Annotated in this window: 26 protein-coding genes; 17 read left to right on the top strand and 9 right to left on the bottom strand. The window is 50.3% G+C overall.

The window, feature by feature from the left end; genetic code table 11:
• Position 1 precedes the first annotated feature (1 nt).
• Both U9S71_RS12005 and U9S71_RS12000 read left to right on the top strand, forming a co-directional pair.
• Positions 2 to 778 carry a HipA family kinase gene (locus U9S71_RS12005; RefSeq protein ID WP_326327745.1) on the top strand — a complete coding sequence of 259 codons (777 nt, stop codon included), beginning with the start codon at positions 2 to 4 and terminating at the stop codon, positions 776 to 778.
• A complete protein-coding gene (locus U9S71_RS12000; protein WP_326327744.1) occupies positions 756 to 1,139 on the top strand; it encodes a DUF3037 domain-containing protein in 384 nt (127 codons plus the stop codon). Before U9S71_RS12005 ends, U9S71_RS12000 begins: the two co-directional genes overlap by 23 nt.
• A gap of 2 nt (positions 1,140 to 1,141) precedes the next feature.
• On the opposite strand, the gene U9S71_RS11995 is transcribed toward U9S71_RS12000, so the two are convergent.
• From U9S71_RS11995 to U9S71_RS11985, 3 genes are read right to left on the bottom strand one after another with little or no spacing between them, the layout of a single operon-like run.
• The gene (locus U9S71_RS11995) at positions 1,142 to 1,552 is read right to left on the bottom strand and encodes a c-type cytochrome (RefSeq protein WP_326327743.1); all 411 of its coding nucleotides are present in this window, start codon (positions 1,550 to 1,552) and stop codon (positions 1,142 to 1,144) included.
• The gene (locus U9S71_RS11990) at positions 1,552 to 2,148 is read right to left on the bottom strand and encodes an SCO family protein (protein ID WP_326327742.1); all 597 of its coding nucleotides are present in this window, start codon (positions 2,146 to 2,148) and stop codon (positions 1,552 to 1,554) included. The genes U9S71_RS11995 and U9S71_RS11990 overlap by 1 nt, the downstream gene beginning before the upstream one ends.
• Positions 2,149 to 2,200: 52 nt before the next feature.
• Positions 2,201 to 2,647 carry a transposase gene (locus tag U9S71_RS11985; protein ID WP_326327741.1) on the bottom strand — a complete coding sequence of 149 codons (447 nt, stop codon included), beginning with the start codon at positions 2,645 to 2,647 and terminating at the stop codon, positions 2,201 to 2,203.
• Positions 2,648 to 2,775: 128 nt separating this feature from the next.
• Here U9S71_RS11985 and U9S71_RS11980 point away from each other — a divergent pair, with 128 nt between their 5' ends.
• The 3 genes from U9S71_RS11980 (at position 2,776) to U9S71_RS11970 (ending at position 5,701) form a co-directional block, all read left to right on the top strand.
• Positions 2,776 to 4,002 carry an MFS transporter gene (locus U9S71_RS11980; protein WP_326327740.1) on the top strand — a complete coding sequence of 409 codons (1,227 nt, stop codon included), beginning with the start codon at positions 2,776 to 2,778 and terminating at the stop codon, positions 4,000 to 4,002.
• A 321-nt stretch (positions 4,003 to 4,323) separates the two neighbouring features.
• On the top strand, positions 4,324 to 5,037 hold the full coding sequence (locus tag U9S71_RS11975) for a CoA transferase subunit A (protein WP_326327739.1): 714 nt from the start codon (positions 4,324 to 4,326) through the stop codon (positions 5,035 to 5,037).
• A 1-nt stretch (position 5,038) separates the two neighbouring features.
• Positions 5,039 to 5,701, top strand: coding sequence for a 3-oxoacid CoA-transferase subunit B (locus U9S71_RS11970; RefSeq protein WP_326327738.1), 663 nt, complete (start codon positions 5,039 to 5,041; stop codon positions 5,699 to 5,701).
• A gap of 1 nt (position 5,702) precedes the next feature.
• Here U9S71_RS11970 and U9S71_RS11965 read toward each other — a convergent pair whose 3' ends face one another.
• The 3 genes from U9S71_RS11965 to U9S71_RS11955 are packed head-to-tail and all read right to left on the bottom strand — an operon-like array spanning position 5,703 to position 8,028.
• The gene (locus tag U9S71_RS11965) at positions 5,703 to 6,356 is read right to left on the bottom strand and encodes a uridine kinase family protein (protein WP_326327737.1); all 654 of its coding nucleotides are present in this window, start codon (positions 6,354 to 6,356) and stop codon (positions 5,703 to 5,705) included.
• Entirely contained in the window at positions 6,343 to 7,254 is a 912-nt protein-coding gene (locus U9S71_RS11960) for a DPBB and LysM peptidoglycan-binding domain-containing protein (RefSeq protein WP_326327736.1), read from the bottom strand. Before U9S71_RS11960 ends, U9S71_RS11965 begins: the two co-directional genes overlap by 14 nt.
• An 18-nt stretch (positions 7,255 to 7,272) precedes the next feature.
• A complete protein-coding gene (locus U9S71_RS11955) occupies positions 7,273 to 8,028 on the bottom strand; it encodes a DUF4905 domain-containing protein (protein WP_326327735.1) in 756 nt (251 codons plus the stop codon).
• A 131-nt stretch (positions 8,029 to 8,159) separates the two neighbouring features.
• On the opposite strand from U9S71_RS11955, the gene U9S71_RS11950 reads away from it, so the two are divergent.
• Both U9S71_RS11950 and U9S71_RS11945 read left to right on the top strand, forming a co-directional pair.
• Positions 8,160 to 9,518, top strand: coding sequence for an NfeD family protein (locus U9S71_RS11950; protein WP_326327734.1), 1,359 nt, complete (start codon positions 8,160 to 8,162; stop codon positions 9,516 to 9,518).
• Between the two features lie 62 nt (positions 9,519 to 9,580).
• Entirely contained in the window at positions 9,581 to 10,054 is a 474-nt protein-coding gene (locus U9S71_RS11945) for a Dps family protein (protein WP_326327733.1), read from the top strand.
• A 42-nt stretch (positions 10,055 to 10,096) separates the two neighbouring features.
• Here the strand turns inward: U9S71_RS11945 and U9S71_RS11940 are convergent, their stop codons facing one another.
• Positions 10,097 to 11,656: an OmpP1/FadL family transporter gene (locus U9S71_RS11940; RefSeq protein ID WP_326327732.1), complete on the bottom strand. Its 1,560-nt coding sequence runs from the start codon at positions 11,654 to 11,656 to the stop codon at positions 10,097 to 10,099.
• An 80-nt stretch (positions 11,657 to 11,736) separates the two neighbouring features.
• Positions 11,737 to 12,861, bottom strand: a complete 1,125-nt coding sequence (locus U9S71_RS11935; protein WP_326327731.1) for a hypothetical protein — start codon at positions 12,859 to 12,861, stop codon at positions 11,737 to 11,739.
• Positions 12,862 to 13,046: 185 nt separating this feature from the next.
• On the opposite strand from U9S71_RS11935, the gene proS reads away from it, so the two are divergent.
• The 10 genes from proS (at position 13,047) to U9S71_RS11885 (ending at position 21,256) form a co-directional block, all read left to right on the top strand.
• Positions 13,047 to 14,519: a proline--tRNA ligase gene (gene proS / locus U9S71_RS11930; RefSeq protein ID WP_326327730.1), complete on the top strand. Its 1,473-nt coding sequence runs from the start codon at positions 13,047 to 13,049 to the stop codon at positions 14,517 to 14,519.
• Positions 14,520 to 14,546: 27 nt separating this feature from the next.
• Entirely contained in the window at positions 14,547 to 15,335 is a 789-nt protein-coding gene (locus U9S71_RS11925) for an NAD-binding protein (protein WP_326327729.1), read from the top strand.
• A gap of 59 nt (positions 15,336 to 15,394) precedes the next feature.
• The gene (locus U9S71_RS11920; RefSeq protein ID WP_326327728.1) at positions 15,395 to 15,604 is read left to right on the top strand and encodes a DUF2683 family protein; all 210 of its coding nucleotides are present in this window, start codon (positions 15,395 to 15,397) and stop codon (positions 15,602 to 15,604) included.
• Positions 15,595 to 15,855 (top strand): Txe/YoeB family addiction module toxin, encoded by a 261-nt coding sequence (locus U9S71_RS11915; protein WP_326327727.1) that lies wholly within the window; start codon positions 15,595 to 15,597, stop codon positions 15,853 to 15,855. Before U9S71_RS11920 ends, U9S71_RS11915 begins: the two co-directional genes overlap by 10 nt.
• An 88-nt stretch (positions 15,856 to 15,943) precedes the next feature.
• Positions 15,944 to 17,095 carry a cystathionine gamma-synthase gene (locus U9S71_RS11910; protein ID WP_326327726.1) on the top strand — a complete coding sequence of 384 codons (1,152 nt, stop codon included), beginning with the start codon at positions 15,944 to 15,946 and terminating at the stop codon, positions 17,093 to 17,095.
• A gap of 32 nt (positions 17,096 to 17,127) precedes the next feature.
• Positions 17,128 to 18,009, top strand: a complete 882-nt coding sequence (locus U9S71_RS11905; RefSeq protein ID WP_326327725.1) for a TIGR02757 family protein — start codon at positions 17,128 to 17,130, stop codon at positions 18,007 to 18,009.
• A 55-nt stretch (positions 18,010 to 18,064) separates the two neighbouring features.
• On the top strand, positions 18,065 to 18,670 hold the full coding sequence (locus U9S71_RS11900) for a TlpA family protein disulfide reductase (RefSeq protein ID WP_326327724.1): 606 nt from the start codon (positions 18,065 to 18,067) through the stop codon (positions 18,668 to 18,670).
• Positions 18,671 to 18,991: 321 nt separating this feature from the next.
• Positions 18,992 to 20,107: a M42 family metallopeptidase gene (locus tag U9S71_RS11895; protein WP_326327723.1), complete on the top strand. Its 1,116-nt coding sequence runs from the start codon at positions 18,992 to 18,994 to the stop codon at positions 20,105 to 20,107.
• A 24-nt stretch (positions 20,108 to 20,131) separates the two neighbouring features.
• Entirely contained in the window at positions 20,132 to 20,875 is a 744-nt protein-coding gene (locus U9S71_RS11890; RefSeq protein WP_326327722.1) for a YoaK family protein, read from the top strand.
• 72 nt (positions 20,876 to 20,947) lie between these two features.
• Positions 20,948 to 21,256, top strand: a complete 309-nt coding sequence (locus U9S71_RS11885; RefSeq protein ID WP_326327721.1) for a DUF3467 domain-containing protein — start codon at positions 20,948 to 20,950, stop codon at positions 21,254 to 21,256.
• Here U9S71_RS11885 and U9S71_RS11880 read toward each other — a convergent pair whose 3' ends face one another.
• Positions 21,257 to 21,412, bottom strand: coding sequence for a DUF5670 family protein (locus U9S71_RS11880; RefSeq protein ID WP_326327720.1), 156 nt, complete (start codon positions 21,410 to 21,412; stop codon positions 21,257 to 21,259).
• Positions 21,413 to 21,446: the final 34 nt, after the last annotated feature.

Below are 21,446 nucleotides of genomic sequence, written 5' to 3'. Positions count from 1 at the left end.
AATGTTACGAACCGTACAGGTAACCCGTTATGTTACGCCCCTGCGGGAGGGCGGGTCGTTGCCGGCCATTGCCGAGGCGGATGACGGTTTCCTTTATGCGCTTAAATTCCGCGGGGCCGGACAGGGCAGCAAGGCGCTTATCGCCGAACTGCTGGGCGGTGAGATCGCCCGTGCCTTGGGCTTACGCGTGCCGGAAATTGTATTTGCCCAGCTCGATGAGGCGTTCGGCCGGACGGAGCCAGATGAGGAAATTCAAGATTTGCTGCGGGCCAGCACCGGACTCAACCTCGCGTTGCATTACCTATCGGGGGCCATCACCTTCGATCCTGTGGTGACCAAGGTCGATGCCGAGTTGGCCTCGCAAATCGTGTGGCTGGATTGCCTGCTTACCAATGTAGACCGGACGGCAAAAAACACGAATATGCTGATGTGGCATAAGGAACTTTGGCTCATTGACCATGGTGCTGCCCTCTATTTCCACCACACGTGGGATAACTGGGAATTGCAGGCCACAAAGCCGTTTGTCAGCGTAAAGGACCACGTGCTTCTGGCCTCGGCATCGAGCTTAGATGAGGTGGATAAAATAGGCAAAGCCAAGCTTACGCCACCAGTAATTGAACACATTGTACAGTCCATTCCAGACGCATGGTTGGCCGATGTGGGCGGACCGTCGCCCGGGGAGGCCCGCGATGTGTACCGGCAGTTTTTAACGATGCGCTTAGCGGCATCAGCGATTTTTGTTAACGAAGCGAAACATGCCCGCGAAAGAATTATTTGAGTATGCCGTTATCCGCGTAGTGCCGCAGGTTGCACGCGAAGAGTTCCTCAACGCGGGGGTGGTGTTGTACTGCCGCGGGCAGCGCTTCTTGGCCATGCGCTATACGCTGGATACATCGCGCCTACAGGCATTTCGCCTTCCAGTGACCATCGACGAACTAGAATCCTACCTTCGCGCCTTCCAGCAGGTATGTGGTGGCCATAAGGAGGGTGGTCCGATTGCTGCCCTTGAGATGGCCGAGCGGTTCCGCTGGCTCACAGCCAAGCGGAGCACGGTTATCCAGACATCGGCTGTACACCCCGGACTGTGCGAGTCGGCCGAAGCGACCTTAGACCGTCTTTTTCAGGAATTGGTGATGTGACCTTATTCTTCCCGGCCATTCGAGTCTCGGCAGGCCTTGAGCCCTGAATGAATCTCCTCCTGCGTAAACATATCCATGGAGTGGCCAAATGAATTACCGATATAAGTGAGCACGTAGGCGATCTCAATGGGCGAGAGGGTTGGATTGGCGGGCATTTCTGCCTTGCCGTATTTCACGATGCACGCCAGTTGTTCCCGATGGGTGGATAGAAACGTACTGTCAGTAAGCGGTGGATATAATTTACCAAGCCCCTCACCGTTTGCTCCGTGGCAATTCTGGCAATGGGTGGTATAAACGTCCTTTCCGTTTACCGTGTATTGTGCCGTACGGATGGCCTGTTCACTTTGGCACGAATGGAGCACCATATACAGCGATAGCAACCCCGCGACAAGAATTAAGCAGCGGTTGCGCATCAGTTGGGTGTCTCGTTCAGCAGAACGGCCAAATCATCAAATAGCAGCTCCAGTTGGGCGTCGTTGGTGCCATCATACGCTCCCCGGATGTGCCTGTTTTGGTCTACCAGCAGGAAATGGCCCGAGTGGTCATAGCCACCGGGTACACCGGCATCTTCCTTGGTATAAACCATATAACTATCGGAGAGGCCGTAAATCTCCGCTTTGCTGCCCGTTACAAACTGCCATTGGTCATTGGTGACCCCCAATTTTCCTGCATACGCTTTGAGCACACTAGGCGAATCGTAGCGGAAATCGATACTGTGTGAAAGGAATCGTACCCGTTTGTCGCCCTTATATTTCTCGTACACTTTCAACAGGTTGCGCTGCATGGTGGGGCAGATGCTGGGGCAATGGGTGAAGAAAAAATTTGCGATGTATACACCATTATTGAACGTATGGTTATCAATGAAAACACTATCCTGGTTGAGTAGCCGGAAGTCGGCGATGGTGTGATACGCCGTATCCGTAACGGTTTGGCCATCGACCACCCGGGTTACCGGTTCGCGGGGTCCGAGTATGGGCAGTGTGCGCTCGGTCGTTGACTGGCAAGCCATCACACAACTTAACATACAGACGCCTAACACGAAAGAAATAATACGCATACGATTAAAATTGCGCTAATTTTTCGGTGCTTTCCCTGGCGGCCTCATCAAAGATTATTTTCATTTCCTTGACCTTCTCGACCTCCTTCTCGTAATAGGTTTTGATTTCGGTAGCTGATTTATCCTGGGGGTCGACATCAAAGCCCGTCATCCAATCCATCATCGCATTGGTTGCCCCCTCCAAGCGCTCTTTCAGGCCAGATAAATCTGTACGCACCTGCGCGGTGTCGATATCCGGGTTGGCCGCTTTCAGTTCGGGCAAACTGGATAAAAGAGAGTCGATTTTTACCGTATTCCGGTCGAAAGCACTGATTTGAGGCATAATCTCATCGTGGATCGCAATCGCCTCGTCACGCAATTGGTCGATTTCAACGGTATCACTACCGCCGCCGTTACAGGCAGCAAGCAGCAGCAAGCTAGCAACGGCTGGAAATATCGTCTTTTTCATCATCTCATCTTTTGTTTGATGACAAATTTACCTAAAATTAGATTGATATACAATCCGCACATTAACCGGCCAGCAGACCAGGTTCAGAAAGAAGGAAATTTTATTATTTTAGCGCTTTAAATCGTACTGGGATGACCAAAGAAAACCGCATCAACTCCAGAAATACATGGCTGTTGGTTGTCGTAGCCGCATTGGGCTATTTTGTTGATATTTATGACCTTGTGATCTTCTCGATTGTTCGGGTGCAAAGCTTCCACGATATCGGTATCCCCGAATCGGCGATGCGCACGGATGGCGAGTACGTGCTGAATATGCAGATGGGTGGACTACTGCTTGGTGGATTATTGTGGGGCGTGTTGGGCGATCGGATTGGCCGCATCAAGGTGCTCTTCGGGTCGATTCTAATGTACTCGGTGGCCAATATTGCCAATGGGCTTGTGCAGGATATCCATTCGTATGCGATTATCCGCTTCATTGCAGGTATTGGCTTGGCCGGTGAACTGGGTGCCGGTATTACACTCGTTAGTGAGGCGATGCATAAGAGTAAACGTGGGTATGGGACCATGATCGTGGCTTCGGTTGGCGTGCTGGGTGCTATCGTGGCCTACTATGTTTCTGAATTTTTCGACTGGCGCAGTGCGTATTTCGTAGGAGGCGGCATGGGGTTGTTGCTGCTTATCCTACGGGTGGGCACATTCGAATCGGGGATGTTCAAGAAATTGTCGGAAAAACCCGTTCAAAAGGGCAAGCTGAGTATGCTCTTTACCGATGCGGGGCGTTTTAAACGTTATATTTATTGTCTGCTCATCGGCCTGCCGATCTGGTTCGTGGTGGGCATATTAATTACCCAGGCGCCCGAGTTCGGTAGGGCGTTGGGCGCCCCGGTAACGCTAAGCGCCGGCAAAGGGATCCTATTTACGTACTTGGGCCTCTCGCTGGGTGATATGGCGGCTGGTTTGTTCGCCCAGCTTACCAAGTCGCGAAGGCTAGCGGTGTTTATTTTCCAAATTATGATCATTGCCTCGTCGATATGGTACCTGAGCAGCGATGGCATAACCGAGGAACGCTTTCATTGGATTGCCTTTTTCATGGGAATTGCCATCGGTTATTGGGCAACATTCGTAACCATCGCCTCTGAGCAGTTCGGTACCAACCTGCGAGCTACGGTGACCACCACGGCGCCGAACTTCGTGCGAGGTGCGCTGATTCCATCAACATTTCTTTTTGAGTTTTTCGTGGGCTACACAGGAATCATCACTGCGGCTTACATCATGATCTTTCTGCTCACGGGCATCGCTATCTTCGCGATTAGCCGGTTAAAGGAAAGCTTCGACAGGGATTTGGATTTTGTAGAATAATCAACGTTTAGGGCACTTCTTGCAGCGTTTTCCCTTTTTATACTTCTTGCAGCATTTCTTGAAATCACAACCACACCCATCGCCATAGGGGTTCAGCCCTTTGAAGTACCGTGGATCCGTAGCGCAGGCGCAAATCGATTCATCACAGGCGAATAGTGGGCGCTCTTCAAACATAGCGTGCAAAGATATGCTTTAGTTTAGAAAAATTCTAATTAAGACGGTTTTTTTTAACTGTTCCGTCCTTTCGGTTTGCAAGATGATGGCGACTTTTGTAACTTGTCGGCATCCCGATTTTCGGGGTTAACCAATTAAAAGACAGGTATGATCAATAAAGTAGTAACCAATGCGAATGAGGCGATTGTCGGCGTGACCGATGGGATGACGTTGATGCTGGGCGGTTTCGGTTTATGTGGCATTCCTGAAAACTGTATTAATGAGATCGTAAAGCAAGGGGTTTCGGGTTTGACCTGCATTTCGAATAATGCCGGCGTGGATGATTTTGGCATCGGACTATTGCTCCAAAAGCGGCAGGTGAAAAAGATGATTGCCTCGTATGTGGGCGAAAATGCGGAGTTCGAACGGCAACTGCTCTCCGGCGAATTGGAAGTGGAGCTGGTGCCACAGGGTACATTGGCCTCGCGCTGTATGGCGGCGGGCTATGGGATGCCTGCTATTTTTACACCGGCAGGCGTGGGCACCGAAGTGGCCGAGGGAAAAGAGGTGCGCGATTTCGGTGGGAAAGATTATTTGTTGGAAATGGCGTTTGAAGCTGATTTTGCGATTGTAAAAGCATGGAAAGGCGACACCGCTGGAAATTTAATGTACCGGATGACGGCGCGTAATTTTAATCCCATCATGGCGATGGCTGGTAAAACCACGATTGCCGAAGTGGAAGAGCTGGTGCCCGTAGGCGAACTGGATCCCGACCACATCCATACTCCCGGTATTTATGTGCACCGGATTTTCCAAGGGACGGACTACGAAAAGCGGATAGAGCAACGCACGGTACAATCAAACCATCAAATTGGGGCATAACATGTTAGACAAGAATGGAATCGCGAAGCGGATCGCACAGGAGATAAAGGATGGCTATTATGTTAATCTGGGTATTGGTATACCGACATTGGTCGCTAACTACATTCCCGAAACCATCAGCGTCGTGCTCCAATCGGAGAACGGGCTGTTGGGCATGGGGCCATTCCCCAAGAGGGGCGAAGAGGATGCCGACCTGATTAATGCTGGTAAGCAGACCATCACCATGCTGCCCGGATCGGCCATTTTTGATTCCGCCATGAGTTTCGGCATGATCAGAGCCCAAAAAGTAGACCTTACGATTTTGGGCGCGATGGAAGTATCTGAATGTGGCGACATCGCCAGTTGGAAAATTCCAGGAAAGCTTGTGAAAGGGATGGGTGGAGCGATGGACTTAGTGGCTTCGGCCAAAAATATCATCGTAGCGATGCAACAGACCAACAAAGCAGGTGCGAGCAAGCTGCTACCCGCCTGTAAATTACCCCTTACGGGTGTGCGATGCATCCGGAAGATCGTCACCGAGATGGCGGTCTTTGAGGTCGATGTCGTCAAGGGTGGTTTCCTGCTGCGTGAGCGGGCTCCGGGGGTGAGTGTGGAGGAGATACGGAACGCCACGGCGGGCAAATTCATCGCTGATGGGCATATCCCAGAAATGGCATTATCATAAACTAAACCTTATCCAGTCCCCGGACGCGCTGCCTGAGGTCGGCCGAGATTTCGTCCGTGATGGCAACGATGGGTGCGGGGTCGTCTGTATTGTTGACGATGATGCGGTCGCACTGCGCACGGAATGGGAGCAAATATTCTTGGTAGGCTGGTATAACATGGTTTACCCATTTGTACCGCACGTCATCCTCATCATACCCGCGTTCTACCAAATCCCTCTCCAGCCGCCGTTGCAGCGCGATCTCTTCATCGGCATGCAAGAATATCCGGTGGTTGAGCAGAGTGTTCACCTCCTGGTAATAAAAGATAAAGAGCCCTTCGACAATGAGGAGGGGAGCTGGTTTGGTTTCTATGATCTTCGGCTTCAATACCGGGTTGTTGAACGTATATTCTTCGCGGTATACCGTTTGCCCTTCGAAAAGTAACTTGATGTCGCGCTGGAAAGCCGTCCGGTCGATGGCCGTGGGCAAATCGAAGTTATACAGCTTGTTTTCTTCCTTTGTTTTCGTATTGGCGGGGATGTAATAGTCGTCTTGCGAAATAAGTGCTACTTCATGCGGTGCAAAATGGTTGAGGAAACCGTTCAGGAAAAAGGTTTTCCCCGAGCCGCTGCTTCCAGCAATGCCAACCACGAAAGGTGCATCAGTTTGACTCATTGGGTGCACCGTATGCTATTTCCACTTGAAAGCGTCTGTCAAGGACGCCAATCAGCGATGCAGCCGATTTAGAAATGACAATGATGGCATTTTTTGTGTCGGCGGTATCGGCGAATTTGCCGACGACTTTTGCAAAGGTGGTGCGCCGCGTCATCGGGTTGGTAATTTTGATCACCGTACCCACGGGAGCCGTTTTGTGCAGGGCCAACATACTGCCGCCTTCTTGGTTCAAGTCATCTATCCATACGCCGACACCTTTTTCGGTCAGCTCCCGGATTCCGTATTTATTGGCCGGTATTTCCAGTTCGGCTCCAGTACTGGCAGTGTCGGCGTCATGTACGATGATTTCATCGACAGTGGGTGGCGGTGGCGGCAGTTCCTCATGGGGTATCTTCAGGATGGTACCGGCTTGTACCGATTCGCTCGTTAGCCCATTTGCACGCTTAATGCTTTCGATGGAGATGATGAAACGTTTGGATATGGTGTATAGCGTTTCGCCTTTGCCAACTTTATAGGCGGTATACTCCCCTTCGGCCAGTACAGGTACCGGTTCGGTTTGCTGTGCCGTAGTCGTATCGCCTACGGCTGTGGTCGCGGCAGGCACATCCACGGCCTCTTGAGGTACCCGCACGGTATCACCGATTTTCAATGCCTTATTGTTGTTTGCAGCGATGATGTCCTTGACAGGGACCTGGTACCGACGGCTTAATCCGTAATATGTTTCCTTGGCCTCCAACTCATGGATGATGATTTTCCGTCCGTTTTGGTATTCCACCCCGATTGAATCGGGTGCAGACCAGGCGGTCTTTGCCGACAAGCTGTAACATCCAATAAGGAGGACTCCTAAAAAAAAAGATACACGATATAAATAGGGGAGATATGTATGTTTGATGCTCATGTTAAAATTCTGTTGCAATTATACTAAATACGATACAATTTCCCGTTTATTATCGCTCATTATGAAAACCTGCTGTCCAATCATGAAAAATAATTCGGGTGTCATCTTGGCAAGCTCGGGGAGGACAACCTCGTCTGCCAGCACTGTTAAGCCGCTGGTTATAACCAACCGTACCCGATATGCCTGTTGTATTGCTTCATGGAAACCCCATAGCTGTTTTTGGCCGATTTGGTAATAAAATAAATCACCATGGACCGGAAAACCATCCAAACATGCGGGTATGCCGTGATCATATCGCTGAGGTAAGACGATGTGGGCCTCGGTTGGTTTAGTAGCCATGTTGTTAAATGGTGTTAAATTTCCGGTGACCACATCGAGGTATTGCTCGTAACCGCCTGCAAAGTTACGGTGCCGCACGGTAAGCTGCCGGTTACCCACGTGCACCAATACGTAATTGAACTGTTCCCACAGCAACTCCCCGCGGTCGATATCGATACAAGCGATTCCTGTACCATTGGGACTGTTTTGGCCAAAAGCTTTAAGAATGAGCTTACGGTCGGCAAGCCCGGCCAGTGTCCAGTTCCGGTCGCCGTACGGTTTTTCCTGGGTAAACGAACGGCCTGATTGGTAGTCGAACACAGAAAAAAATGGTTGCCCCGTTTCCCTATCGCGTGTTTCGATGGCGAGGATTTGGGCCGCCGTATCGGCTTCGATACGCCATACCATGCCCAAAAAACTTTTTTTGAATACGGTTTTTAGTGTATATTTATCCATGCGCTCTCGTTGGTTGCAAACTTAGATAAAGATGCATTTTTATGCAATGATAAAAATGCATCTTTATTGATCTCTCCGCTGCCGATGAGAGAAAGCTGTTGTTGAGGAAAAATATAACGATTTTGATTGATATGCATAAGAAAATACGACAAAAGGCATTATTGGGTCCGTTGCTCGCTACCATTTGCTTGGTATTGGTCGCTTTCGCGGCGCAGTCGCAGCATGTTTACCGGTTTGACATCAAAGAAGATATCGGCCCCAGTGCATGGCGGCAGGTGAAAAACGCCTACACGAAAGCAGAAGAAGCGAAGGCAGATCTGGTACTCATCGAAATGAATACCTTCGGTGGGATGGTGAATTTTGCTGATTCCATACGCAGCCGGATATTGGATTCTCCGTTGGAAACGGTGGTATTCATTAATCACAATGCGGCCTCGGCGGGTGCGCTCATATCGTTGGCGTCAGACCGCATCTACATGAGTAAAGGATCGAGTATTGGCGCAGCGAGTGTGGTAGACCAAAGCGGCCAGTTAATGCCCGAGAAACACCAGTCGTACATGCGGGGACTGATGCGGGCTACGGCAGAGGCAAAGGGCCGGGACCCGAAAGTTGCAGAAGCGTTTGTGGATGGTGATGTGGACTTGCCGAACATTAAGCCTGCCGGGAAAATCCTGACCCTGACATCAGCTGAGGCCGTAGATATCGGGCTCGCGGAAGCGGAGCTTCCGGCGGTAGCCGACGTGTTGGCTGCGGAGGGGATAAGCTCGCCACGTGTAACCACACACCAAGTGACCATGATTGATCGGATTATTTCGTTTCTCATCAATCCGGCGGTAAGCGGACTCCTTATTTTGTTGATCATCGGCGGTATCTATTTCGAGATGCAAACACCGGGAATCGGATTTGCGCTGCTTGTGGCAATCATCGCGGCAGCGTTGTTTTTCGCGCCGCTTTATATCCAAGGGTTGGCCGACAATTGGGAAATAGCGCTGTTTGTCGTGGGCATCGTGTTGATGTTGTTGGAGCTATTCATTATCCCGGGGTTTGGTGTGGCCGGTATATTAGGTATCATCTGTTTGGTATGCGGGTTGGCATTCAGTATGGTGATGAATGATTATTTTGATTTTTCAATTGCAGAACCGGGTATGCTTTTCAATTCGTTTCTCTTGGTGATCGCTTCGATGGTGGTGGCCACTGTGCTGATGGTTGTTTTTGGCAAAAGTATACTGAGCACACGGGCGTTCAAACGGTTGGTATTGCAGGATGAGCAGCGGTCGACAGAAGGGTATACGTCGTCTAAAGTGAATTTGGAAATGGTGAATAAGGAAGGGGTAGCCAAGACGGTACTCCGCCCGTCGGGCAAAGTGGAGATTGAGGGTAAATGGTATGATGCTGTGGCGTTGGATGGATATATCGATATCGGCGAAGCTATTTACGTGGAAAAGCACGAAAACTATAATCTGTTTGTCAGAAAAAAGCGCATATCCTAACGCTTATCTAAACTTTTTGTAGCTTTCGATGTTTTATCAGCGAACTATTTAATTCGAATATCATGAATCCAAAAGTAATCAGTTTAGAAGAAAAAAAGCTAAGGCCCGTTGTTGACCATTTAAATGATTTGTTAGCTAATTACCATATCCATTATCAGAAGTTGAGGGGATGCCACTGGAACGTACGCGGCAATCACTTCTTTACGTTGCATGCCAAGTTCGAGGAGCTTTATACCAATGCCTTGACTACTATTGATGAGCTCGCAGAGCGTATCCTGACCTTAGGAAAGGCGCCCTTCAGCACGTTTAAGGATTATGTGAAGCATGCCGATATCGAAGAGGTAGAAACCATCGGCATGAAAGACATCGATATGGTAAAGGCCATCATCGATGATCTGGAGGCATTGATCGCCATGCAGCGCGATCTGTTGGAAATCACTTCGGAAGCGGAAGATGAGGGTACGAACGACATGATCAATGCATTCATGCAGTTCAACGAGAAACAGAACTGGATGCTCCGCGCATTTGTGAAATAAAGGAGAGAGAAAAAGGTGGCAACTGCACAGTTGCCGCCTTTTTTAAAATTTGAAACCTAACGTGAGGAACACACTGTTGCGTGAGTTGCTAATATCTGCCACCGGGCTGTAAACTTCATTGGCATCATCCAACAAGTATACCTGCCAGCCATATTTCTGCGTAAAATTCTGATAGGCCAAATCGATGTAGACATTATTTACCCGATACCCGATACCGGCGGATACCCGTTGTGTCGTGGATTCAAAATCACTGTACGGGCTACCCGTGTGGCCGTAACCGGCGCGTAAAAGAAATGCGGGTGCTACAAGGTATTCGCCGCCTATCCGGAAGTTGACAGCGCTGGTATAACTGTCGCGTATTTGTTCGTTCATGACGTTATCCGTGTTCGAATCGACCGATGAGAACGTCATGCTGGCATAGTCGACATACTCCACATCGGCACTGATGAGCCCTTGACCGAACAGGGCGGCGATGCCGCCGTTGATGCGGTAGGGGGTACGCAGGTTGTAGTCGTAATAAGAGGGCTCGCCTTCACTCTCAAAGGGTGGTGTCGAAGACCCATCGGTGAGGTAATTGGTAATGCCGAAATAATCTTCGTAATCGTTGGTGAGTTTATACCATGTAGGGGTAGTGGCCGTCACACCGATTTGCAGGTAGTTGATCGGTTTGTAAATGACCCCTATCTTGGCGTTGAAGCCATTTCCGGTGGTAGTAGACCAATACTCATTATCGTATTCGTATTCGGACTCAAGGAGTGGATTGTAAACATCGTAGTCGGCGTTGGCGGCGTCTACAAAGCGCGAACCGGGGTTCATGCTGAAAATATAGGTGTAGTCTTCCACGGAGCCGTCTTCCATGTATAGGTAATTGACATCGTTATTGACGTGGGTGAACGCGATGCTCGCGCCGATGTAAAGCTTATTGCTGTAATTCGCCCCAAAGGAGACATTCGTTTCCGACTGGAATCCTTTTTCGCGGTTGGTCACAGTCTGGATGTTATCCAATGTCGTCATGGCCACGTAATCGTAGTTCCCGTTGATAGGCTGCTCATCGATTAAGCCAGCGTTCCAGCCGAAATCGCCATATATGTTACCCGTTTCATACGCCTCATATGCCATGAAATCGGCAATACTGCTTTCGGAGTTGACGCCGGTGAACCCCACCGTGGTATTGAAGTTGTTCGTCTTGGTATACCCAACGCCAATATTGAAATTGAGCCAACCGGATGTCAGGTTACTTCCCCGTGCCCGACGGGCCGGGATATGGAAGACGGCACCAAGCTGATTGAGGCCAAGCTTGTCTACGCTGTATTGGCTGTTGGTGCCGAAATAGCTCGTCTTGTTGAGGTCATTGGCATAATCGAACGAGATGCTCATATCCGATTGCCCGAAAAAACCCAGTCCTGCGGGGTTGCCCGAAATGGAGCTGAGGTCGCCCCCCAGTGCTGTCTGTGCATTTCCCAGACCTTTGAATCGGGCAGTTGCACCCCGTTCGGGTTGCGAAAAACGGAGGACATCCTGTAAGTATTGTCCTTGAGCGGTGATGCAAAGCGTGCTGACTAGCAGGCCGGATAATGCGATTTTTTTTATATACATATTCATGGTTGGTGTCGATTAAGAGCCTGTTTAAAAGGCCAACCAAACGGATTCAGTTGGCCTTCAGAATTTCAATCTCTTACAGGCTACCCGCGGCCTCTGCCACCTCTACTGCTGCTGCCACTACTTCCTCTGCTGCTTCCGCTAGAGCCGGATGACCGCGATGGCGGCGATACGGACGATCCGCGGGAGCTGCTTCCAGACGACCGTGGTGCCGAAGTACTTGGCCGCGATGGACGAGCAGCCGGTCTAGCGCTGCTTGGCCGTGATGAACTTGGCCGTGCGGGACGGGCGCTGCTGCCCGAAGGGCGCCTTGTAGACGATGGCCGTGTCGTTGATGGCCGTCGCGATGTACCCGAAGGTCTCGCGGTTTGGCCCGCAGGGCGCCGTGACGTGCCGCTGCGTACGCCCTCGGTATTACGTGAGCCTCGTGTCGTAGCCGGCCGAGCCGAGCCACGTGTGCTGGTACGCCCGCCTGGGTTTGCTGTGCCACGTGTAGCTACCGTACGGGTAGATATGCGCCCGTTGGCATCTCGCGATATCGCTGTGCGGGTAGCCGTTCGCGGGGTACGGGTACCCATCCGATCGCGCGACGATGAACGTGCAACCCTTTGACGGTTGTTGACAACAACCACGCCGGGGTAATAGCCGCCGTAACCACCATAGCCATATCCACCCCAACCCCAGCGGTTGTATGCATATGGCCCGCCAAAGCCGTGACCGTAATAAGGCGACCCCCAGCCCCAATAACCACCATAGTAGGGATTATACCAGCTGCTGCCCCAACCGAGGCCCCAGCCACCCATGCCCCAACCGAGGCCGAACCCACTACCGTAGCCATAGCCGTACCACGAATTGTAGCCGTACCATGGGCTGAACCAAGGGTCGTAATAGCTCATGCCCGGCGAATTGTAATAGAAGCGGTTTATGCGATCGGCATATTCGCTATCGCTGTATTCATCAGCATAATAATCGTTGTAATACCCTTCATCGGCATAGTCGTCTTCGTAATATCCACCGTCGGCATATTGCCCTTCCTGCGCCCCTTCGTCGTAGTAATAATCCGGGCTTTGGTAATTCGCTTCCCGTGCCTGGGTGTTATTATTATAGACATCATCGCGGAAAGCCACCTGCCGAGAGGTGCTACACGCACCGAATACGAGCAAGCTTACTAAAGCTATTGCGCTGATATTAAATCTATTGACTTTCATTTCAACTATCCTTTCTTTTTTTAAGCCTACGCTTTACTATTAATAGACTGTATTTGGGCTAATTGGTTTAATTGCCGGATGATTTTTTTATTCGGTAATTAGACAAAAGCGCATACCTTTGCTACGCGAAATTCAGACGCGTGTCCAGTCCGCAAATGTTACAATAATTTCACAGAAAATCAACGATGAGCAAAGGAATTACGAGCCGCGAAACAGATTATTCCCAATGGTACAATGAGCTGGTGGTAAAAGCCGACCTCGCCGAACACTCTGCTGTGCGGGGTTGCATGGTTATTAAACCTTATGGTTATGCCATATGGGAGAAAATGCAGGCCGCATTAGACCAGATGTTTAAAGATACCGGCCATAGCAATGCCTATTTTCCATTATTTATCCCGAAATCTTTTTTTTCCAAAGAAGCGTCGCACGTGGAAGGTTTCGCGACCGAATGTGCGGTGGTAACCCATTACCGATTGAAGAACGATGGCAACGGACAGATTGTGGTCGACGAGACCGCCAAGTTGGAAGAGGAGTTGATTGTTAGGCCCACATCGGAAACCATCATTTGGAATACCTACCGCGGATGGATCGAGTCGTACCGCGACTTGCCGATCCTGGTGAACCAATGGGCCAATGTGGTGCGCTGGGAGATGCGTACGCGACTGTTCCTGCGCACCGCCGAGTTTCTGTGGCAGGAGGGGCATACCGCCCATGCTACCGAGACCGAGGCGGTGGCCGAAGCGGATAAGATGCTGGAGGTATACGCCGATTTTGCGGAGAACTGGATGGCGCTGCCCGTAGTGCGCGGCCGGAAAAGCGAGAACGAACGGTTTGCCGGTGCGCTGGATACGTTGTGTATTGAGGCGCTCATGCAGGATGGCAAAGCGCTACAGGCAGGTACTTCTCACTTTCTGGGTCAGAATTTTGCCAAAGCGTTCGATGTGAAATTCACCTCCAAGGAAGGTAAGCTGGATCACGTATGGGCTACGTCGTGGGGCGTATCTACTCGGTTGGTCGGTGCCCTGATCATGGCGCACTCCGATGACCAAGGGCTGGTGCTGCCACCACAATTGGCACCCATCCAGGTGGTTATCGTGCCGATTTATAAGCAAGACGGGGAGCGGCAGGCCATCGGTGAACTGGCAGATACGCTCATCGCGGAACTGAAAAGTAAAGGTATATCGGTTAAGTATGACGACCGGGACACACAGCGCCCCGGATTTAAATTTGCCGAGTGGGAACTCAAAGGGGTGCCTGTGCGTATTGCTGTTGGGATGCGCGATATGCAAAACGGAACCGTAGAGCTCGCCCGGCGCGATACGCAGACGAAAGATACGGTTCCCCAAGCCGGACTGGCCGACCGTATTGAGCAATTGTTGGTCGACATCCAACGCGACATCTACGCGAAAGCACTGGACTTCCGCGAGTCGCATACGACGGAAGTGAACACCTACGACGAATTCAAGGCGGTGCTCGACGGCCCGGGCGGGTTCGTATCGGCCCACTGGGATGGCACCGTTGAAACAGAAAAACTCATCAAGGAAGAAACCAAGGCGACTATACGCTGTATCCCACTGAATAATAAGGCGGAAACAGGGGCGTGCATCCGTACGGGCAAACCCTCTACCCAGCGTGTGTTATTTGCCAAAGCATATTAAGCGGGGCTGATCGAAAGCGTTAAGGCCATGGATATACTGATTGTAGGTTGCGGATGGGTGGGTACGTACCTGGCTACCGAGCTGTTGGACGCGGGGCACCGTGTCTGGGCAACCTGCACGTCGACCGAAAAAGCCCAGCGGCTGGAAACACTGGGGCTGACGGCTGCGGTTGCCGATTTCGACACGGATGAGGGACTCCCTGATTTGGGGCAACAGGTTTTTGATGTCGCGATCATCAGCGTCCCCATTACGCGTAAGGACAATATGACGGTCGTACAGGGCCGCTTTGCCCGACTGGTCGACTTTCTGAGGCGAGTTTCGTTTAACCAGTCGTTCTTTTTCGGTTCAGTGGGCATTTACCCCAAGGTGAGTGCCACCATTCTGGAGACGACCTTTTCTGATGCCGAGTTAGCACCGAAGCTGTTGTGGGGCGAGCACGCGCTCCGCGCCGCATATCCAAACTTGAACATACTCCGGTTGGGCGGGTTGTTCGGTTTTGAGCGTGTCATGGCGAAGTATTTCGTTGGCAAAGTGTGCGAAATCGGTTACCAAACGGCCAATTCCGTCCATGTGGAAGATATCTACGGTGTTATTGCTGCCACGATGGCAGCAAGCACGCAAAAGAAAACCTACAACTTGGTTTGCCCCGAGCATCCGTTGAAAAAAGATGTCATCGCCGCTTCCGCAGCGAAATATGGCTACGGGATGCCAACGGCTTTTTCGGCAGCGGATAAAACGGCGAAGGTGGTGTCGCCGGAACGGTTGATTGCCGATTTGGGTTATCGGTTTAAATACCGTTCGCCGCTGGAATTTTAACAGCTGACACTTCATTTAGCCTCATTTGCAAATTGATGGCAATTATGTACTTTTGTATCATGGAGACACTAATTGTTGAACCACAGAACAAAAAGCAATTGGCTGCGGTAAAAGCAGTGTTGAAGGCATTGAATGTCAATTTCTGGAAAACGGACGAAGTTCCCTATAACGCTGATTTTGTGGCAAAAATCAAGCGGGGCGATGATGCCTTGCAGCGTGGTGAAGGGGAAAAGATGACACTCGAAGAGTTGGATGAGCTATGGAAATAGTTTTTCTTCCGGATGCGGTAGATGATTTGAACTATTGGAAGAAATCAGGCAATAAAGCTGTACTTAAGAAAATCTCTCAGCTTACCAGCGCAATTCTTGAGACACCGTATACAGGAATAGGTAAACCTGAACCATTGAAATATGATTTAAGTGGTAAGTGGTCGCGAAGGATAAATCACGTAGATCGTTATGTTTACAGGGTTGAACCTGATAAGCTTATCGTTTATTCAGTGAGAGGCCATTATTTGTAGTGTTGCTTAAGGTATCGCCAACCATCAGCCATACTCGTCTGCATTTTGATGACTTGCCACGTTACTTCAACTGAAAATTCTTGATATCATGGGATATAAATTTGCAACAAAGGCCATTCACGCAGGGCAACATCCCGATCCGACTACCGGAGCGGTGATGACGCCGATTTACCAGACATCGACCTACTGGCAAGCATCGCCGGGCGATCACCAAGGCTATGAATATTCACGGGGCACAAACCCTACGCGTAAGGCATTGGAAGACTGCCTTGCCGCGCTGGAGAACGGCGCCTTCGGACTGGCGTTTTCGAGCGGCATGACCGCAACGGAAACCGTGCTCAAACTGCTCAAGCCGGGCGATGAGGTAATCACCGGCGACGACCTCTATGGCGGGTCTTACCGGATGTTCACGAAGGTGTTTGAAAAATACGGCATCAAGTTCCATTTTGTAGATACCAGCGAACCGGAACGTGTAGCCGAGAAGATTACCGACAATACGCGGTTGATATGGGTCGAGACACCTACGAACCCGACGTTGAAATTGGCGGACATCGAAGCGATTGGCCGTGTTGCCAGGGCGGCAGGTGTCCTTTTCGCCGTGGATAATACATTTGCTTCGCCCTATCTTCAAAATCCGCTCGACTTGGGCGCCGACATTGTGATGCATTCGGTCACCAAATACATCGGCGGCCACTCCGACGTGGTGATGGGGGCGCTGGTCGTGAACGATAAGGAGCTGTACGACCAGCTGTTTTTCTACTACAATGCATGTGGCGGCACGCCAGGGCCGCAAGATAGTTTTCTGGTGTTGCGGGGCATTAAAACCTTGCATCTGCGCATGAAAGCGCACTGCGAGAACGGACGGAAAGTAGCTGAATACCTGAAGAATCATCCCAAAGTGGCAAAAATTTATTGGCCTGGATTTGAGGACCATCCCGGCCACGCCGTTGCCAAAAAACAGATGCGCGATTTTGGTGGAATGGTGTCCATTGTATTGAAAGATGCAGGGCTTCAGGAGACCTTCAAAGTGGCCTCTTCATTCAAGGTATTCACATTGGCCGAATCACTGGGTGGTGTGGAGTCGCTCATTAACCATCCTGCGTCCATGACCCACGGCTCCATCCCGAAAGCCGTACGGGAACGGGTAGGGGTGGTAGACAACCTTATCCGTATCAGTGTGGGCGTAGAAGATATCGATGACCTGCTGGCCGATTTGGAGCAGGCACTTTCGGGGATTTGATTGGCGCGATGTATTGATTGATCGATCCGAAGATGAATAAGGAGGAGGTTTCGCTAAAAGATTTTCTGGACCGTAAGGTGGATGAATATAACCGTGTGGGGTTTATCGACAACGACCCGGTATGTATTCCGCATCGGTTTACCCGTAAGCAGGATATCGAGATTATGGGTTTTTTTGCCGCCGTGTTGGCGTGGGGGCAGCGGAAAACGATTATCAACAAATGCACGGAGCTCATCGACCGGATGGACGGCGTGCCTTACGATTTTGTGAAGAACCATGAAGAAAGTGATCTGAGACAGTTGGAGGGATTCAAGCACCGTACGTTTAACGATACCGATTTGTTGTATTTTATCCGGTTTTTCCACGAACATTACCACCTTAACCACTCGTTGGAAGCGGCATTTGTGCCGCCGGCTTCGCAGCCCGAGTTCCGGAGCGAATATATGGATGGTGCCGGAGCCGGCACCGGCGATGCGATGCTCTCCTCTCCGGCGTGCTACCTCGGCGCGTTAAATGGCACGGGAAACCAACCGGATGTAGCCTCAGCGCTGAACCATTTCCGCACATACTTCTTCCGTTTGCCCGACTACCCCATGCGCACGCGGAAGCACATCAGTTCGCCAGCCAGCAACTCTGCCTGTAAGCGATTGAATATGTTCTTGCGTTGGATGGTGCGGCAAGACGACCGTGGTGTCGATTTCGGTCTGTGGCGCCAGCTAGCGCCAGCCGACCTGATTTGTCCTTGCGATGTGCATGTGGAGCGCGTGGCCCGCAAGCTGGGCTTGATTGAGCGGAAGCAATCCGATTGGAAAACCGCCTGTGAACTGACGGACAACCTGCGGCTATTGGACGCCAATGATCCGGTAAAATACGATTTTGCCTTGTTTGGGTTAGGGGTAGAAGGCGAATTATAACCCCGATGGACACTTTATTGTTTACCTTTGCCATTCGTACACCAGTTCGTTAGCTATGAAGAGACGTAACATTTCAACCGTTATATCCATCCTGTTGGGGGTGTTTGTTATTGCCTTGGTATTCAGTCCGGATACGAAGGCTTGGGTGAGCCGTGGACTTATGAAAATCGGTTTGTTTAAGCCCGACTTGGAACGTGTGGAATCCCCTGCAAGCGAGGAGCTGGCCGATGCCCCGGCGACTGTGCCAACCCGTCCATCGGTGTTTTTCGCCGATGGGGTAGGGAACCGTATCGACGCTGCCAACCAGGCGGGGAAGGTGGTTTTTATCAACTTTTGGGCAACGTGGTGTCCACCCTGCATCGCGGAGATGCCCTCGATCGATAAGCTTTACGAACAGTTTAAAGACAACGAAAATATTGTTTTCGTGATGGCCGACGTGGACAACCAATATGAGAAATCGAAGCAGTTTATGGACGACCGAAACTTGAGCCTACCGATCCACGTGCCGGCCGGCGAGATTCCGGGCAACTGGCTGGGGGGTGCCATTCCCACCACGATCATACTGGACAAGCAAGGGCAAATTGCCGCACGGCACGAAGGCATGGCCGATTACAGTCGCCCGGAAGTAGTCGAATTCATCCAGTCGCTGATCGCCGAGTAAAGGCGCAGTTTAAAGGGAATTGGTAAGCGCCCAATACCGGAAGCCTAATACTGCTTGTTGAACCTTAGTCAACTTTGCCGGGTCCTTGCCGGTATACCTGGGCAAGATAAGGTTGTTTATCTTAACGAGCCATTTGAACAATCCTTTCTTCATAGCGAATACATTCTATTTTGTGGGTAGGACTTCGATAGCGGCAATTATTTTGTAAGTTTGTCCACCACGGATTCTATTTACTGATATTGTCAAACTTAGATAAAGTTGTTTCGATATGCAAACAATAATCTCAACACCTAAGAGGGTGGTTTTATAGCATAAAATAACATGGCCAAGACAAAGAAAGAAGAAAAAAAGCATATCCCTGTCGTCACGTCGACATCCCTCCGTTTTTTTGAACAATATATCAACAACCCCTCGCCAACGGGGTTTGAATGGAGTGGGCAACGGTTGTGGCTGGACTATGTGAAACCTTACGTAGACGAGACGTTTACCGACCATTACGGCACTGCGGTTGCCGTAATTAACCCCGAGGCGGATTTCAAAGTGGTCATCGAAGCGCACGCCGATGAAATATCGTGGTTTGTGAATTATATCACCAAAGATGGCTTAATTTATGTAATCCGTAATGGCGGATCAGACCACCAGATTGCGCCCTCCAAACGGGTGAATATCCATACCGACAAGGGTGTGGTAAAGGCGGTATTCGGCTGGCCCGCCATACACACCCGATCGGGCGAAAAGGAAGAAAATCCAACGTTGAAGAATATCTTTCTAGACTGCGGTTGTACGAGTAAGGAGGAAGTTGAAGACTTGGGGATCCATGTGGGTTGTGTGGTAACCTACGAAGACGAGTTCATGGTACTGAATGATCGGTATTATGTGGGCCGTGCCCTCGACAACCGGGCGGGTGGGTTCATGGTGGCCGAGGTAGCGCGTTTGCTCAAGGAAAAGAAGAAAAAATTGCCTTTCGGCTTATACATTGTCAACTCGGTACAGGAAGAGATTGGCTTGCGTGGTGCGGAAATGATTGCTAATCGCATCAAGCCCAACGTGGCCATCGTTACCGATGTGACGCACGACACACAGACTCCGATGATTAATAAGGTAACACAGGGCGACCTCGCCTGTGGCAAAGGTCCGGTGGTTTCCTATGCACCATCCGTACAGATAAACTTTAACAAACTACTGGTAGAGACCGCTTTGGAAAAGGGTATTCCGTTCCAGCGGCAGGCATCTTCACGGTGGACAGGTACCGATACAGACGCGTTCGCCTATTCGAACGAAGGAGTGCCCTCTGTACTGGTTTCGTTGCCCATGCGATACATGCACACCACCGTGGAAATGATTCATAAGGAGGATGTGGACAATGTAATCCGGCTGATTTATGAAACGGTGCTGGCCATCAAATCGGGCCACGACTTCAGGACGTTTGCCTATTAGTATAATAATACGTACGTTGGTAAGATGTTGCGTCATACTGGTCAAAAGCGTACTTACAAACATAATCTCCGCCTAGCGGTATTGCTCTGTTTGGTGGCCGGCTTTGTAAATGCTGCCGGATTATTAGCGTTTTCTATACTTACAACAAATATAACGGGTCATGCGGCCATTCTAGCCATTGATTTGGGAAACGGCGATTTGCAGGGGGGACTTATTGCGCTAGGGTGGCTATGCCTTTTTCTTGGAGGCACCATTTTTTCCGGCTGGTATACCAGTTTCATGGGCAAGCATAAACGGTACGTATATACCGTACCCCTGTTAATTGAATTCAGTGTCCTTTTTGTCGTCGCCCTGCCAAATCAACTATCAACCGTAGGTATTATGCAACCTGAGCATGTTGCGGGCTGTTTACTGTTTGTGATGGGTATGCAGAACGCATTGGTAACGGTAATCTCTAAATCTGTAGTACGTACCACGCATTTGACGGGAATAATGACAGACTTTGGGATTTCGCTTTCGAATGTGCTCCTTACACGCTTCCGTCTGACCAACGGATTGAAACAACGGCTGATCTTGCAGGGCAACATTATCCTGTTTTTTTTAGTTGGCGGTGTGCTCGGTGCATTTTTCTTTCACCGGTATGGGTATCACGCGTTTTTGGTTCCGGCGGGTATCATTTTACTGACTATCTTCTTCGATGTATTCCGGATGGGGTACCGGAGGATTAGGCACCATTACCTAGCCCTAGGTCGGAGATATCGTGTGTAATTGTAAATTTCTTTGCACATTTGCAGGAAAGTGCACTAGTAAAACTAGTCGTGTAAGTTAATAGAATGGATTATGGCAGAAAAAAAAGAAAACCAACTGAATATTGAACTTGCTGAAGACGTGGCGGAAGGCACTTATTCGAACCTGGCCATCATTACCCACTCCAACACGGAGTTTGTGCTCGACTTCATCCGGGTTATGCCCGGCATTCCCAAGGCGAAAGTGAAGTCGCGGATTATCCTTACGCCCGAACATGCCAAACGGCTACTTCATGCCTTGGAAGATAATGTAGCGAAGTATGAGGCAGCCAATGGTCCTATCAATGCACAGGATGAACCGCCGTTTCCGATGAATTTTGGTGGGCCCACCGCCCAAGCTTGATTATGTTTTCGACGATTTGTTGAAAATCGCGATGACAAACGCGATGGCGGCCAGCAGTACAACAATATTGAATAAACCCTTGAGTGCATAAAAGAACACACCAACGCCCCAGCCAATTAACAGGACCAACGCCAAGATAAAAAGGAAGCTTCTCATTTCTTTTTAAGGAGGAAACGTTTGGCAGTCCATT

Source organism: Parapedobacter flavus (assembly GCF_035818675.1).
Classification (GTDB): domain Bacteria; phylum Bacteroidota; class Bacteroidia; order Sphingobacteriales; family Sphingobacteriaceae; genus Parapedobacter; species Parapedobacter flavus.
Note: the sequence above shows the minus strand (reverse complement) of the source record. Positions and strands in the feature narration are given on the sequence as shown.